14 protein-coding genes, 3 tRNA genes and 1 pseudogene are annotated in these 14,467 nt (G+C 44.1%); 9 read left to right on the plus strand and 9 right to left on the minus strand.

The window, feature by feature from the left end; all coding sequences use genetic code 11:
- Positions 1 to 5: 5 nt before the first annotated feature.
- Positions 6 to 146: a hypothetical protein gene (locus tag A3GA_RS12145; RefSeq protein WP_018025721.1), complete on the minus strand. Its 141-nt coding sequence runs from the start codon at positions 144 to 146 to the stop codon at positions 6 to 8.
- 10 nt (positions 147 to 156) lie between these two features.
- Between A3GA_RS12145 and A3GA_RS0102045 the strand changes: the two genes are divergently transcribed.
- The 4 genes from A3GA_RS0102045 (at position 157) to A3GA_RS0102070 (ending at position 4,041) form a co-directional block, all read left to right on the plus strand.
- Positions 157 to 241 (plus strand) — tRNA-Leu (locus A3GA_RS0102045).
- Positions 242 to 742: 501 nt separating this feature from the next.
- A complete protein-coding gene (locus A3GA_RS0102055; protein WP_018025723.1) occupies positions 743 to 1,030 on the plus strand; it encodes a helix-turn-helix domain-containing protein in 288 nt (95 codons plus the stop codon).
- A gap of 750 nt (positions 1,031 to 1,780) precedes the next feature.
- Positions 1,781 to 3,151 carry a flavin-containing monooxygenase gene (locus tag A3GA_RS0102065; protein WP_018025725.1) on the plus strand — a complete coding sequence of 457 codons (1,371 nt, stop codon included), beginning with the start codon at positions 1,781 to 1,783 and terminating at the stop codon, positions 3,149 to 3,151.
- A gap of 251 nt (positions 3,152 to 3,402) precedes the next feature.
- The gene (locus A3GA_RS0102070; RefSeq protein ID WP_018025726.1) at positions 3,403 to 4,041 is read left to right on the plus strand and encodes a GNAT family N-acetyltransferase; all 639 of its coding nucleotides are present in this window, start codon (positions 3,403 to 3,405) and stop codon (positions 4,039 to 4,041) included.
- Between the two features lie 89 nt (positions 4,042 to 4,130).
- Here A3GA_RS0102070 and A3GA_RS12525 read toward each other — a convergent pair.
- A pseudogene (locus tag A3GA_RS12525) lies at positions 4,131 to 4,409 on the minus strand (DUF2798 domain-containing protein).
- 224 nt (positions 4,410 to 4,633) lie between these two features.
- Here A3GA_RS12525 and A3GA_RS0102075 point away from each other — a divergent pair.
- The 3 genes from A3GA_RS0102075 (at position 4,634) to A3GA_RS0102080 (ending at position 7,377) form a co-directional block, all read left to right on the plus strand.
- Entirely contained in the window at positions 4,634 to 6,484 is a 1,851-nt protein-coding gene (locus tag A3GA_RS0102075; protein WP_018025727.1) for a Na/Pi cotransporter family protein, read from the plus strand.
- A gap of 145 nt (positions 6,485 to 6,629) precedes the next feature.
- The gene (locus A3GA_RS12150) at positions 6,630 to 6,890 is read left to right on the plus strand and encodes a hypothetical protein (RefSeq protein ID WP_141742780.1); all 261 of its coding nucleotides are present in this window, start codon (positions 6,630 to 6,632) and stop codon (positions 6,888 to 6,890) included.
- A 148-nt stretch (positions 6,891 to 7,038) separates the two neighbouring features.
- The gene (locus tag A3GA_RS0102080) at positions 7,039 to 7,377 is read left to right on the plus strand and encodes a carboxymuconolactone decarboxylase family protein (RefSeq protein WP_018025728.1); all 339 of its coding nucleotides are present in this window, start codon (positions 7,039 to 7,041) and stop codon (positions 7,375 to 7,377) included.
- A 98-nt stretch (positions 7,378 to 7,475) separates the two neighbouring features.
- Here A3GA_RS0102080 and dctM read toward each other — a convergent pair whose 3' ends face one another.
- From dctM to A3GA_RS0102095, 3 genes are all read right to left on the minus strand, one after another.
- Complete coding sequence (dctM, locus tag A3GA_RS0102085; RefSeq protein ID WP_018025729.1) at positions 7,476 to 8,759, minus strand: C4-dicarboxylate TRAP transporter large permease protein DctM; 1,284 nt, start codon at positions 8,757 to 8,759, stop codon at positions 7,476 to 7,478.
- Positions 8,759 to 9,439 (minus strand): TRAP transporter small permease, encoded by a 681-nt coding sequence (locus A3GA_RS0102090; protein WP_018025730.1) that lies wholly within the window; start codon positions 9,437 to 9,439, stop codon positions 8,759 to 8,761. The genes dctM and A3GA_RS0102090 overlap by 1 nt, the downstream gene beginning before the upstream one ends.
- A 141-nt stretch (positions 9,440 to 9,580) precedes the next feature.
- Entirely contained in the window at positions 9,581 to 10,579 is a 999-nt protein-coding gene (locus A3GA_RS0102095; RefSeq protein ID WP_018025731.1) for a TRAP transporter substrate-binding protein, read from the minus strand.
- A 350-nt stretch (positions 10,580 to 10,929) separates the two neighbouring features.
- Between A3GA_RS0102095 and A3GA_RS0102100 the strand changes: the two genes are divergently transcribed.
- Positions 10,930 to 11,006, plus strand: a tRNA-Met gene (locus tag A3GA_RS0102100).
- Between the two features lie 12 nt (positions 11,007 to 11,018).
- Positions 11,019 to 11,096: transfer RNA gene (locus A3GA_RS0102105), tRNA-Arg, on the plus strand.
- A 137-nt stretch (positions 11,097 to 11,233) separates the two neighbouring features.
- Here the strand turns inward: A3GA_RS0102105 and A3GA_RS0102110 are convergent.
- The 4 genes from A3GA_RS0102110 to coaBC are packed head-to-tail and all read right to left on the minus strand — an operon-like array spanning position 11,234 to position 14,466.
- Complete coding sequence (locus tag A3GA_RS0102110) at positions 11,234 to 12,247, minus strand: Bug family tripartite tricarboxylate transporter substrate binding protein (RefSeq protein ID WP_018025732.1); 1,014 nt, start codon at positions 12,245 to 12,247, stop codon at positions 11,234 to 11,236.
- Between the two features lie 25 nt (positions 12,248 to 12,272).
- Positions 12,273 to 12,719: a dUTP diphosphatase gene (dut, locus tag A3GA_RS0102115; protein ID WP_018025733.1), complete on the minus strand. Its 447-nt coding sequence runs from the start codon at positions 12,717 to 12,719 to the stop codon at positions 12,273 to 12,275.
- 40 nt (positions 12,720 to 12,759) lie between these two features.
- Positions 12,760 to 13,260, minus strand: coding sequence for a DedA family protein (locus tag A3GA_RS0102120; protein ID WP_018025734.1), 501 nt, complete (start codon positions 13,258 to 13,260; stop codon positions 12,760 to 12,762).
- A 3-nt stretch (positions 13,261 to 13,263) separates the two neighbouring features.
- Positions 13,264 to 14,466, minus strand: coding sequence for a bifunctional phosphopantothenoylcysteine decarboxylase/phosphopantothenate--cysteine ligase CoaBC (coaBC, locus tag A3GA_RS0102125; protein ID WP_018025735.1), 1,203 nt, complete (start codon positions 14,464 to 14,466; stop codon positions 13,264 to 13,266).
- Between the last annotated feature and the right edge of the window lies 1 nt (position 14,467).

A 14,467-nucleotide genomic window follows, 5' to 3' on the forward strand; every position in this document is an offset into this window, starting at 1 on the left:
CGCCGTTAATAATGTTGTGTGGTCTTTTTGCTGCTCACACGCTTATAAGCAGGTAGATTTTGGGTGATGGCGGAAATTAAGCCTTGCAGAATCGCCAAAGCCATGATAGAATCTACCTCTTTATCGCAAGATAAAAATTCAATCATCTACATAATTGCTCACGTGGTGGAATTGGTAGACACGCTACCTTGAGGTGGTAGTGGCGAGAGCCTTGGGAGTTCAAGTCTCCCCGTGAGCACCATCAGTCAAATTTACTCCCCTTTTATTCCCTTTAAAAATCTTCAATAAGACCCATGAAATCAAAGGGTTGTGGTATTTTTGCAGCTTAAATTTCTGTAATTTCCTTTAAGTTTTTTTAGTCTTATTTTGGGCTATTCCCATAAATTTGTTGGGATCATAAACTGTTGATCCCAACACTTTATAAAATTAATAAAATGATTTATGGTGTGCATCACGGTAGAGAGTTATGCTGGGTCATTGCACCTATCTGGTCGGATAAGGAGCGACAGGAGTTCATTGATTGGCTTGCGTGCAATCCTGAAGTTGGTGACGTTATTCCGGGTTCTGGTGGTTTACGTAAAGTACGTTGGGGAAAACAAGGCTCTGGCAAACGGGGTGGTGTAAGAGTTATCTATTTCAACCCGTCCGTAGGTGAAATAACATTACTAATAGCGTACACAAAAGCAAAATTCGACAACCTTTCTACTGAGTTTTTGCTTAAACTGAAAAATGAGGTGTCCAAATGCATGATAAAGAGATGAAACAGTTTGAAGAAGACCTTCTTCAATCCGTAAGAGAAATGAAAAACCGGAAGTTTGCTTCATCAACCAAAGTCAATGTGACAGAAGTCACTAAAGCTCGTATCAATGCAGGTTTATCTCAAGACTCTTTTGCCAAATTGATGGGGATTTCCATTCGCACCTTGCAAGAATGGGAGCAAGGTAGACGAAAACCCAGTGGTGCTGCGCAAACATTGTTAAAAATAGCTAATCGGTATCCAGAGGCATTACGTGAGTTAAACGGTGTATGACCCCCATTTTTAGGAACACCTTTTGTGGAATGATATGGATTTTAAACCGCTTTAAGTTGCGGGGGTACGCCTCCTATAGCCATGGCAGGCTGTACGTTATTCTCTGGGTCACTATATCAGGCTACACAAAGGCTCCCGTATACTCAACTTATATATCTACGGAACGATAACTGATTATGCAAAAAACACCCCAGTATGTCTCTAAGTTCGTAAGACTCTTTATTTTTTTAGTTTTTTTTATTCTTACTTTTTTATTGCTTGCCCCTATTTACTCTTGGCTTGGTGATTTGTTTCTGGCGGAAAGTGTTTTATGGTTTACCATAAAGTTCGGTTTGGGGGATGTTAGTTATTTTGGTTTTTTGGTATTAATAGCCATTAATTTGATACCAGCACTAGTAAGCTATAAGTTATTCTTGTATTTGCATTCTCGTAAATTAGCCAGTTGTGATAAATGTTATCGGTAATGATTTAGGGGATGGTTACCCTCAAACTAGCAAATCACGTTCCGTACAGTGTTTACTGGCTAGCAAATTATCCCTCATTTGAAGCATCTGCTTATGTCTGTTATAATCATCATGTTAGTATCAGTACTAGTATTGATTGATGCTATGTAATTATCTTACGCTGCAGAGATTTGCGGCAATCAATTAGGGTGTTGTTAGTGCCCTGTCAAATTTTTTCTATTAATCAGTAATCACACGCTCTGATGTAGATAGCATAGAGCGTATAAATAATTGGTGGTATCTTATTTTGAATAAACGTAAAACGAGAATTGCTATTTTAGGTGCGGGTCCAAGTGGTTTAGCCCAACTACGTGCGTTTGAGGCGTTGCGTAAAGCAGGCGTCACCGATTTGCCAGAAATTGTCTGTTATGAAAAACAAAATGACGTGGGCGGTATGTGGAACTACACATGGCGTACAGGTCTTGATAAAAACGGCGAACCCGTGCACGGGAGTATGTACCGTTATCTGTGGTCTAACGGTCCTAAAGAGTGTTTAGAGTTTGCGGACTACTCTTTTGATCAGCATTTTGATCAACCAATTCCTTCTTATCCGCCGCGTGAGGTGCTTAAAGACTACATCATGGGACGTCTAGATAAACGTGCGATCTTTAATTATATCCGTTTCGAGTGCCCTGTACGTTGGGTGACCTTTGATGATGAAACCCAACTGTTTACCGTAACGGTAATGAATCACAAAACCGGTGAGCAAGAATCTGAAGAGTTTGATTATGTAATTGTTGCCACAGGTCATTTCTCTACTCCAAATATGCCTTATTATGAGGGTTTGGAGCAGTTCCCTGGTCGTGTTTTGCATGCTCATGACTTCCGTGATGCCTTAGAATTTGAAGGCAAGGATGTATTATTAGTGGGCGGTAGTTATTCGGCAGAAGATATCGGTTCACAATGTTATAAGTATGGTGCCAAGACAGTTACTATCAGTCAGCGCAGCGGCACGTTTGGTTATGAATGGCCTGAAAGCATTTTTGAAAAGCCGGGTTTAGATCGTATTGAAGGTAATGTGGTTTATTTTACGGATGGTAGTAGTCAGCCATTTGATGCCATTATTATGTGTACCGGCTATATTTTCCACTTCCCATTCTTACCAGATGAGCTGCGTTTGGAGACGCATAACTGTTTGTATCCAGATAACCTTTATAAGGGTATCTTTTTCCAAAGTAATCCAAAGTTGATGTACTTAGGCATGCAGGATCAGTGGTTCACATTTAATATGTTTGATACCCAAGCTTGGTATGCGCGTGATTTCATGATGGGTAAAATTGAATTGCCGGATGAAGCCACTCGTCGTAAAGACATTGACTCATGGTTAGCACGTCACGAGTTGTTGGATACGGATGAAAAGTCAATTGACTTCCAAGCAAGCTACATTCAAGATTTGTTAGAAGCAACCGATTATCCAAGTTTTCCAGTTCATGAGCAGGCTGAGTTATTCAAGCGCTGGTTACAGGATAAACAGGCTGATATCATGGGCTTTAGAAATAAGTCTTATCCTTCAGCAATTACTGGAACAATGGCAGCTCAGTTGCCAAGACCTTGGTTAGAGATTAAGGACGATTCGCTTGAAGGGTTTATGTCGTTGAAGTTTAAAAAAGCGAGCTAATCCTCAGATCGATTAAATAAAGCATTTTGCCTTATTGACTTCTATTGACAAATGGATTCCGGAGTAAGTACATCATTTTATTTACTCCGGATTTTTTGTACGTCACTGGTCAATTGTTCGCAGGTGCTTTAGTGCTTACCAGGATCGCCATGATATAGGCAGCAAAACAGTCAGTCTGTGAATACAATTTAACTGTGGAAGCCTTGCTACTTGTTGAAGTGCGGGTTGCTTTGATGAAATAGGAGCGTGAGTTGAATCGAGCCATAGTCCAGCAATTAAGCATTCGTCCGCTTAAGCAAGAAGAGCTAGTAGATGCCGTGGCAATTTGTGCGCAGGCCATGCGTGATAACCCATTACATACAAAGGTATTTGGGCAGGCTGAAGAAAAACGCCAGCGTCGACTGCAACGTTTCTTTCCCGGGATGCTCGCCTATGTGGCGCGTAAAGGTTGCTTGTACGGCGCCTTTGTTGAGCAGCGTTTAGTCGGGGTACTTGGGGTTCTTGCCCCTGGGCATTGTAGCCCCTCACTTATGGATATGATGCGGCTACTACCTTCGATGGTGCTTTCAAATAGCTTGTTAGGGCAGTTGCGCCTGGCTATCTGGCTAGGCAGTTGGGCTAAACTAAACCCCCGTAGCCCGCATTGGCACTTGGGTCCCCTGGCTGTTGATCCAGCTTGGCAAGGGCAGGGTATTGCTCGACAATTATTGACGCGGGCTTTTGAGCAGGCCGAGCTGCGGGCACCAAGTGCTCCCCTCTATTTAGAAACTGATAAACCAGAAAATGTACGCTATTATAAACGTATTGGTTTTTATACGCTAGACAGCCCACGGATTTTAGGCACTCAAAGCTGGTTGATGCTTAGATTTAACAGTGTCGAGCAACGTTAGCCCTGACAGCTCTCAGCGGCAGCTAGCGGTCAAGGCTAGAGCAGTGCGAGCTCCTAAGTGATTGTTTTAAATCCAATGCAACGTGGGGCTTATTGCTTTTTAGTCGGCGTATAAATCATCGTGCCGACTACGCGCCGCAAGATTGGCAGAATGATTAGAACTAATGGAAAGGCGATTAACCAAGACTGAAGCCAGTTATTGAGCTATATTGGAAAAATGCCATCTACCAAGCCCAAATTTTTAATGGTGTTGTAAGCTGAAACAACCCCACTCATAATGCCTGATAATAATAACGGCATTAACCAATGGATGTTGCTTGCAGGTAATTTTGGCAATAAGCCAAAAAAGAAATGCGTATGTTTCTTCATAGTAAATATGAGTTAAAAATTAATTAAACGGATAATGCGTAGGCCGACTATGCCTATGAACGATCATAGGATAATGACAAATTTTTAGTTGTCGCACACCGCTCTATACTAGGTATTTTAATCCTTGTTAGTGAGAATTTCAGTTATTTATTAGACTTGACTAATGTTGATAGGCTTACATTGCTAAACTATAGGGAATTTAAACAGTGAATCACAGGGGTAGCATGACTAAAAGCTTAGTAAGACCAATGTTGATAGCTTTATTCTTAGCTGCGATGGCTTATTCTTTTTCGCAAAGTGAGCCATGGTTAGTATTGAGCTATGGCTTAGCCCTGTTTATTTTTGGCTTGCAATGCATCAAAGAGGGTTTACAAAATAGTGTGGGTGGCGCTTTTGAAAGGTTTTTGGTCTATAGTACAGCGACTAAATTAAAAGGCTTTGCTTTCGGCGTTGTATCCACTTTTTTCTTACAATCCAGTACGCTCGTCTCCTTGCTGACCATGGCATTTTTAAGTACCGGCATGATTGGCTTGGTGAGTGGTATTGCTATTAACTTAGGGACTAATATCGGGGCCACGAGTGGAATTTGGTTGTTGGCCTTGATTGGCCACAATGTGAGTCTAGGTGCCGTGGCGGTGCCCATGCTTGTGTTTGGGGTTTTCTTTAGTTTGCTTGAGGGTAAGTATAAGTTTTTTGGTCGTGTTTTAGTTGGTATTGCCCTGATTTTTTTTGGGATTGATGCCATCAAGTTGAGTTTTGATAATATCGACAATCAGTTGTTAATGCAATCGATTACGGTGAGCGGTATTGCGCAAATTATGTTGTTTAGTGGGGTGGGTTTGCTTGTCACGATGGCTTTGCAATCCTCTCATGCGACCTTAATTTTAACCTTGGCCTTATTAGGCAGTGAGCAAATTGCTTTGATGCAAGCCTTTGCGATTGCCCTTGGCTCCAACTTAGGGAGTAGTGTGACAACCAGCTTGGTTGGCATGTTGGGTAACGATCGCAAGGGGCGGCGGCTAGCCCTGGCACATTTGATTTTTAATATCGTCACGGTGATGCTAGGACTGTTATTATGGGTGCCGATAGTTAGTGTAGTAAGCTATATCAGCGAGAAAACGGGGATGAATCATTTGCTGCAATTGGCGTTTTTTCATACCTTAGTTAACTTTGTAGGGCTATTAGTGTTTTGGCCGTGGCAGGATCATTTTGCGCATTTTCTCTACCGACTGTTACCGGATAAGACTGAGCCGATTTTAGCTGACAATGAATTTAAAACGGTGGGCGCTATTTACCTTCAAGCGAATATGTTACGTTCAGGTGAGACGGCTTATCGTGCTGTGTTCCAAGAGCTACAACATTTTAGCTCCTTATGCTTAGAGGTGATTTGTCATGTGTTATTTATTCCGCCAGCCGATCTGCGCCGTAACGCTGGCAAGGGTGCGGTATGTGCTCATACGGTGAGTGAGCCAGTCGGTCCATTTAAGTTAAATGCCCGAGCACTCTATGAAGCTCAAATCAAGCCTATTTATAGTGATTTGCTGGACTTTATGAGCAAAATGGATATTGATAGTGAGCTTCATCAAGAGCGATTAAAAGAAGCTAACATCGTGATGTTGCGCATGGTCGATATCATCAAAGATGCAAAGCATCTACAAAAAAACATGCAAATCTATTTACAAAACCACGACGCTGCTCCCCATCATGAGTACCTCAAATTAAGACAATACCTGTTCAAGGTTTTATGCTTAGCTCAGCACATGATTATGACTAAAGCAGATACAGAGGCCTGGCCTAATATGATGAATGAGTTACAGCGGCAGATTCAAAAACTTGACGAATTTCGCGCACGTGCCATGCAAAAATTGCGTCACAATGAATTAGATGGTTGGCAAACTTCTTCCTTGATGAATGATAGTCGCTATGCCAGAGACATTGGCAATGGTTTGATGGAAATTCTGCAAATGCCCTTAAATGCACCACCAGCTGTCGCTGAGGAGGAAATGACACTTAACGCGCGCAAGGAGCAGGGCAGGAAAGCCGAGCTGATGAATAGCGTTAATCACGATGATTAAAAAATAGGGTGAGCTTATCTACGAGGGACTGATAGTGTGGTAGGTGGGTGATAGCGTGTATATGCTTGCCTAGTCAGTCAAAGTGGCTGCTAGCTATGTTAAGCTTAGTTTGTATTGTTTTACTCAGCCATAAGTTAAATTCCTTATGAAAAAAATCCTTAGTCTTTTCTTTGCTATGATTGCACTCATTAGTCTGACGGCTTGTACGAGTAATTCGGGCAAGCCTAGGGTGTCTGCGGGGGCGAGCCATTCAGTGCCGTTTACTGTGGGTTCTGATACGCCCGCTTGGATCACTAACGCAATCAGGTTTTATCCATGGTCTAGCGGGCGTAAGATCCGAGTGTCAACAGGTGTGTCTGTCAAACCCACGAAAAATACCAATGCGGGTGTGGGCATTGATTGGTAGTTTCCGCGTGTGCAGGAATGAAGTCAGCTTGACAGTAAAAAAATAGCGTGTTAAATTACTTATAACTACATTAGCTATTACTAATGTTATTCACTTTAACTGAGTTATTCTAGTTTGATTTTACTAACAATGCTTCAAGGAGTGCAGTATGAGTTATAAGGAATTAACCCAGGTCGTTTCTGGTAATTTACGCGATTTAAAGCAGGGCAATCCTGAGCTTATGAAAGGCTTTGCTGCCCTATCATCTGCCGCGACCAAAGCAGGTGCACTAGATGAGAAAACCAAGGAGTTATTAGCCTTAGCCATTGCTATTGCGATTCGTTGCGATGACTGTATCGCTTTCCATACGCAAGCTTGTATTCGCTTAGGTATGAGTAAAGAAGAGTTAGAGGAGTTGGTTGGGGTAGCTGTCATGATGGGTGGTGGCCCATCGCTCATGTACGGCAGCCATGCAATTGCTGCTTTTAAGGAGTTCTCCGCAGCGTAATCAGCAATGAGTTGTTACGGGCTTTGTACCTACCACAGACACTAAAAAGGGTGAGGTTTAGACCTCACCCGATTCAAAACACTTCCTAGCACCAGAAACTACTGGGCACCGAGTAACTCAGGTAAACCGAGTGAAACGATCGGCACATAGGTAATGACCATTAGGAATGTCAATAAAATCAGCAACCATGGCATGGCAGCCTTGATTGTTTTAGTTACTGGCATACCGGTGACGGCAGAGCTGACAAATAAGTTCAGACCGACCGGTGGGGTAATGAGACCGATTTCCATATTGACGACCATGATGATACCGAAGTGAATCGGATCAATGCCTAGTTCCACTGCAATAGGGAAGAAAATCGGCGCCATAATTAAAATAATCGCTGATGGCTCCATAAAGTTACCAGCAACCAAGAGCACCAAGTTCACGACAATCAAGAACATCCAGGGCTCTAAGCCAAGTCCTAATACCCATTGCGAGATGAGTTGAGGGATTTGCTCAGTGGTCAGTACATGGGCAAAAAGCATGGCGTTAGCGATGATGAACATCAGCATCACGGTCATTTTGCCTGAGTCTAGCATCACGCGTGGTAAGTCTTTAAAGCCCATATCCTTGTACACAAAGAGAGCAATAAAGGCTGAATAAACTGCCGCCACAGCTGCTGCCTCAGTCGGGGTATACATACCGGAGTAAATACCGCCTAGAATAATCACAATCAGCAACAAGCCCCACAGGGATTTTCTTAAGGCCACGAGCCATTCGCGGAGGCTGGCACGAGGTTGTGCTGGGAGGTTTTTAACGCGCGCTACGATATAAATGGCTACCATCAGTGCAGCCCCCAGTAACAGTCCTGGTACCACACCCGCAATAAACATTTTACCCACGGATTGCTCAGTAGCAGCCGCATAGACCACCATCACGATGGAGGGTGGAATCAAAATACCTAGTGTACCGGCGTTACAAATAATCCCTGCACCGAACTCAATTGGATAGCCGGAGCGTACCATACCGGCGATCGCAATAGAACCCACGGCAGCTACCGTGGCTGGGCTGGAGCCTGATAGCGCAGCAAAAAGCATACATGCGAGCACCGAACCGATGGCTAAACCACCGCGCACATGACCTACACATGCATTAGCAAAGTCAATTAAGCGTCGAGCCACCCCACCGGTCGTCATAAAGGCGCCCGCAATTAAAAAGAAGGGAATCGCCAGTAGGGTATAGTGTTCAGAGGTTTCAAACATCTTGATCACTAATCCACGCACGGTGTCAGGACTAAAGAACATGATGGTAATGGCACTAGACAGACCTAGTGAAATAGCAATGGGCACACCGATTAGCATCAAGCCGAAAAGCAAAGCGAATAAAACTAGTACTGTCATTACTTCTTCTCCATGACGACATCCGTGTTGTTCGCGTGACGCTGTGTGGAGAGTTCCTCGACCGCGTCTCTAGCTTCATCCGCCAGCCCCAGATCATCTTGCTGACCGGTAATTAAGCGGTAGCCGATTTCTAAATAGCGGATAATAAATAGTAAAAAACCAATCGGCACAATGATCGTGACATGCCAACGAGCGACGCCGAAGCGGTCAAGACCATTGGTTAGGGTGCCATATTTATAAAAGGTATAAACCCACTCTAAGCTGGCTTCAAACATGATGCCGCCATAGAGTAAGCAGGCGCTTAAGCCAATAAAGGCCAGAATACGTCGTGTGCGTGTATCGAATAATTTAATCAGTGCATCTACGCCCAAGTGACCACCGACGCGAACGCCATAGGACATGCAGAAAAAGATGAGCCAGGCAAAGCAGATGGCAGTGAACTCATTGGCCCAGTTAAAAAATGTGGCGGTATCCATAATGAAGTCGCCAATCGTATCAAAAAAATCACCTGCAGCCGTGTCTACAAACCAACCGCCTAGCCCATACAAAGGTACGTAGAGGTTATTAAACATGGTGTAGAAAAAAGTCACAAGTGTCATCGCAGAAAGAATAAATACGATCAGAAATTTTTCAGTTTTCTGCCATAATAAATCCATTTTGCGGTAGGTATGACTAAACATAAAGTTTTCCTTTACCTAATAGCTAGAAATATGTGATGCTGCTGTTGCAGCGATTGATATGCGTTATATGAGTTGTATAAAAAATGCCCCCTGAGTTGTTTGATAGCTTAGGGGGCATTCATTCACCACGTCATCGAGTGCTTATTTTTTGTTAGCGTCTACGGCCGCTTGAATTAAATCAGCGCCGATTTCACCCTCGAACTTCTTCCATACCGGTTGTACAGCTTCACGCCACTGCTCACGCTCTTCAGGCGTTAGCGTGATGATTTCGGTTGTGCCTGCATTTAGGATATTTTGCTTATCACCGTCGTTTAGCTCTTTAGCCATTTTGTTAACCTCAACAGTGACTTCCTTTAATACATCTTCAAGGGCAGTACGAACATCGCTGTCTAAGCCGTTCCAGAACTTAGTATTGGTGATAACCATGTAGTCAATCAAACCGTGATTTGACTCAGTAATATACTTCTGCACCTCATGCATTTTTTGAGAATAGATATTGGAATAGGGATTCTCAGCGCCGTTAACTACACCTGTTTGTAGTGATTGATAAACCTCAGCGAAAGCGATTTTACGAGGGTTAGCGCGCAATGCTTTAAACTGCTCTTCAAGGACATTAGAAGCCTGTACACGGAAGCGTAGACCACGCGCATCACGCGGTACACGTAGCGGCTGGTTAGCAGATAACTGCTTCATACCATTGTGCCAGTAGGTTAAACCGGTGATGTTTTTATCTTCCATGCTTTTTAAGAGGCTTTGACCCGCTTCACTTTGTTGGAAACGGTCAAGGGCATCAATATCTTCAAATAAGAAGGGTAAATCGAAAATCTGGATTTTCTTCTGGAAATGCTCAAACTTAGCTAAAGAAGGTGCTAATAACTGTACGTCACCAGAGAGTAGGGCATCCATCTCCTGACCGTCACCATATAAGGAAGAGTTAGAGTAGACCTCCACTTTGACCTTATCGCCTAGGCGCTCCTCTGCTTTTTGCTTAAATAATAAGGCGCCTTTACCCTTAGGGGTTGAGTCGGCTACAACGTGAGCGAATTTAATCACAACGGGTGATTGTGCTTGTGCTGTCCCCATAAAGCCTGCCATTGATAATGCAACAGGCAACACGAGCGCTTTAAAAATTTTTTTCATGTGTTTAATACTCCATCCTTAGTGTAAATAAAAGTCGCAAACTCAATGAAACATTGCAAGATGTACATTTGATTACGACTTGAAACCTTAATCATAACTGATTCTAGCTGTAGTTTTCAAAATTTTCTTAATCTGCTGATCTTGCTCAAGGATTCAGGGCAAATCAAGAATATACACGCTAAAATTTTCCCTGAGTTTCGTATTATCAAAGTCGGTCTTGCAGTTTTTTGTAGTAATATCCAATAAAGTGTGTGTTTTATAGCTAAGAAATTCTTAATTGTTAAATTAGTCTGATTGAGGCTTGACATCTTATTTTATTGGTAATATAATCTTTTTCTTAGGTTGTTAGAGGCTCTTTAGCTCAGTTGGTTAGAGCGACGGAATCATAATCCGCAGGTCCCCCGTTCGAGTCGGGGAAGAGCCACCAAACACCTCATATGCGCCCGTAGCTCAGTTGGATTAGAGTGCTTGGCTACGAACCAAGAGGTCGTGGGTTCAATTCCTGCCGGGCGCGCCAGATTATAAGCCCTCATAGCATTTGTTATGAGGGTTTTTTCATTATGTTTTAGGATAATAAGCGCTTATCCGCTTTTAGAAACGATTAACGATTAACGGTCCCAGTATTTACTCAGGACCGTTACTCTTTGTGCTATCTTAATCTAGTTTGATGGCTGCAGATTTAATCATTTCTTGGTATTTTGCTAATTCCTCTTTAGCATAATTAGTGAAATCTTGGGCGCTACCAGGTTCTAAATCAGAGGCCATATTGCGCATCTGCTGTTGTACACGCTCATCTTTCATACCTTCTGCGTAGGCTTGGTTGAGTTTTTCGATAATAGCTTCCGGTGTGCCGGCCGGCGCAACCACACCAAACCAGGTGGAGATATCGAAATTCGCAATGCCACTTTCTTCAAGTGTCGGTACCTCACTTAAAAAACTACTGCGTTCGGCGGTCGTAACGGCCAAGGCGACGACTTCATCTGCTTTAATTTGTGGGAGTGACGATGCTAGATTATCAAACATGAGTTGCGTTTGATTAGCTAATAGCGCCATTTTGGCGGGGTTTGCACCTTGGTAGGGGATATGCAGCATATCCACCGCCGCACGCTGTTTAAATAATTCGCCAGCCAAATGACCAGCACTGCCATTACCACCCGAAGCGTAGTTAACTTTATCACCATGTTGTTTTAGATAATCAACTAAGGTCTGGACATCGTTGATGCCATTTTCAGTAGCAAACTTTTTATTTAGAATGAGCACATTTGGCACATTGGATAAAAGTATCACCGGCGCAAAGTCTTTGCTCGGGTCAAAGGGCATTTTTTGATAGAGCCAAGGATTAATCGCCATGGTTGCAACCGCTCCCATGCCTAGGGTATAGCCATCGGCTTTGGCTTGAGCAACACTTGCTAAACCCACATTGCCACCGGCGCCGGCTTTATTTTCAACGATCACATTTTGGCCAAGCGTTTCTTGGACTCGCTCACCTAATTGACGGGCGGCTGCATCTAATGGGCCACCCGCTGCGTAGGGCACCACAAAATGAATGACTTTATTAGGATAATTGCTAGCTTCATCGGCTAGGGCAGGGGCATTTGTTAGGCATAAAGTTAAGCCAAGCGCTGTGAGTGTTAAGCGTTTTAAGAAATTACGTTTGTGATTGTTCATATAGAGCTTCCTATATTCTGTCTGATTAGTTTTTACCGGTGCTACCAAAGCCGCCGCTGCCGCGATCGCTTTGATTGAATTCATCGACCACACGGAATTGTACTTGATGCACTGGCACCACCACCAATTGTGCTAAACGTTCCATCGGTTCAAGCCTAAAGCTTTGCTGACTGCGATTCCACACGGAGACCATCAGCTCACCTTGATAGTCAGAGTCGATTAAACCGACCAAATTACCTAAAACAATTCCATGCTTATGACCTAATCCGGAGCGCGGTAAAATCATGGCTGCATAGCCAGGATTATCCAAATGGATGGCTAAACCAGTGGGGATAAGCTCGGTTTGGCCTGGTGCTAGGACTATGGCTTCATCAATGCAAGCTCGTAAATCGAGACCGGCAGAGCCAGCGGTGGCATACTGAGGCAGTTGCTGCTCCATGCGTTTATCGAGAATCTTCAGATTGACTAACATGCTTTAATACCTATGTTGAGTTGAACGAATTGCTTTATATTTAAAAAATCGCTATGCCTGGCAGCATATACAGTGGCGGCCAAATCACAGCAGAGCAAAAATTAGCGAGTTGAAATTTGTAAAATGGTACCCGTAATACGCCCGCTACTGTGGGTACACTTGAACGTAAGGGACCTAAAAAGCGTCCAAAAAAAACCGCATAAATACCGAATTTACGAAATAGTAGATGAGAACGTAAAATCACATTGCGGTAACGTTGATAGATCCTGGCATGAAGCAGCCCAGGACGCACTTTGCGACCAATGGTGTAGGAGATATTATCACCCAAAAAGCAGCCGATGGAGGCAGCCACACTAATTGGCCAAAAGGGTAGCGCATCCGCCCCGATGAGGGCACCGGTCGCTACGAGGATGACCGTTGCAGGCATCAGCAGACCAATCACAAAAATGGATTCTAGCAAAGCCACCATGCCAATAAGGGGTGGTGCCCAGGCCTTATTTTGAGCAATAAAATTCAAGAATAAATCAACATATGCTTGCATTAGTTACCTTGAGCGATAGCGCCGGGCGATTTCTGCAACCAAGGCAGCGGCAGCAGCTGGTTTTGACGCTGGCTGCATCTCGCTGACGCCACTATCAGCAAACAGCACAAAGCGAGTGCTATCCCTATCCATGACGTCTTGCGCTAGATTACCGACCACCAGAGGTAGCTTTTTACGTTGACGCTTGGCTTCGGCGTATTCGTATAAATTATCCGTTTCGGCAGCAAAGCCGATGGGCCATGGGCCGTTTTCCATCGTGGCAACGCTAGCGATAATGTCTGGATTAGGGGCAAACTCCAGTGCTGGAAAACCACCATCTGCTGTTTTTTTAATTTTGCTAGTGGTGCTATTTTTAATATACCAATCAGCCACGGCGGCGACGGAGATAAAAATATCGTGTGCCGCTGCCACTGTCATCACGGCTTCATACATCTCACGCGCCGAGCGCACACTTATAAAATCAACACCATAAGGACGGGGCAGGGCTGTGGGACCAGAAATTAAGGTGACCTTGGCGCCTGCGCGACGTGCTGCCGTGGCAATGGCATAACCCGTTTTACCGGAGGAGCGGTTGGTGATAACTCGCACTGGGTCAATGGCTTCTTCGGTGGGGCCAGCAGTCATTAAGATTTTTATGCCTTGCAGTAGTTTAGGACTGAAGAAGCTAATCATCTCTTCAACTAAGTCTGGCACCTCCAACATGCGTCCTGAACCAATCTCGCCACAAGCCTGCTCACCTGCGGCAGGCCCCCACACGCTAATACCATCATCAATTAAGCGTTGAATATTACGTTGTGTGGCGGGGTTAGCCCACATCTCTCGATTCATGGCGGGTGCAAGGATTAATGGGCAAGCTCCACGGGCTAAACAAAGGGTTGATAGTAAATCATCAGCCAAGCCATGGGCTAATTTTGCAATAAAATCAGCGCTGCATGGGGCAATCAAGATCGCATCGGCCTCACGACTTAAATTGATATGCGCCATGCTATTAGCCATGGTGGGATCGAGGGTTTCGCTATATACATGCTTACCAGATAGGGCTTGCATGGTGGTTGGTGTAATAAAGGCGCAGGCGGCATCCGTCATCACGACCTGAATGCTGGCCCCCTGATCCTGCAAACGTCGGCATAACTCTGCACTTTTATAGCAAGCAATACCGCCGGTTAGTCCGAGCACGATACGCTTTTCACTAAGCAGCTGGCTCATG

Origin of the sequence: Oligella urethralis DSM 7531 (genome assembly GCF_000372065.1) — a bacterium.
Taxonomy (GTDB): domain Bacteria; phylum Pseudomonadota; class Gammaproteobacteria; order Burkholderiales; family Burkholderiaceae_B; genus Oligella; species Oligella urethralis.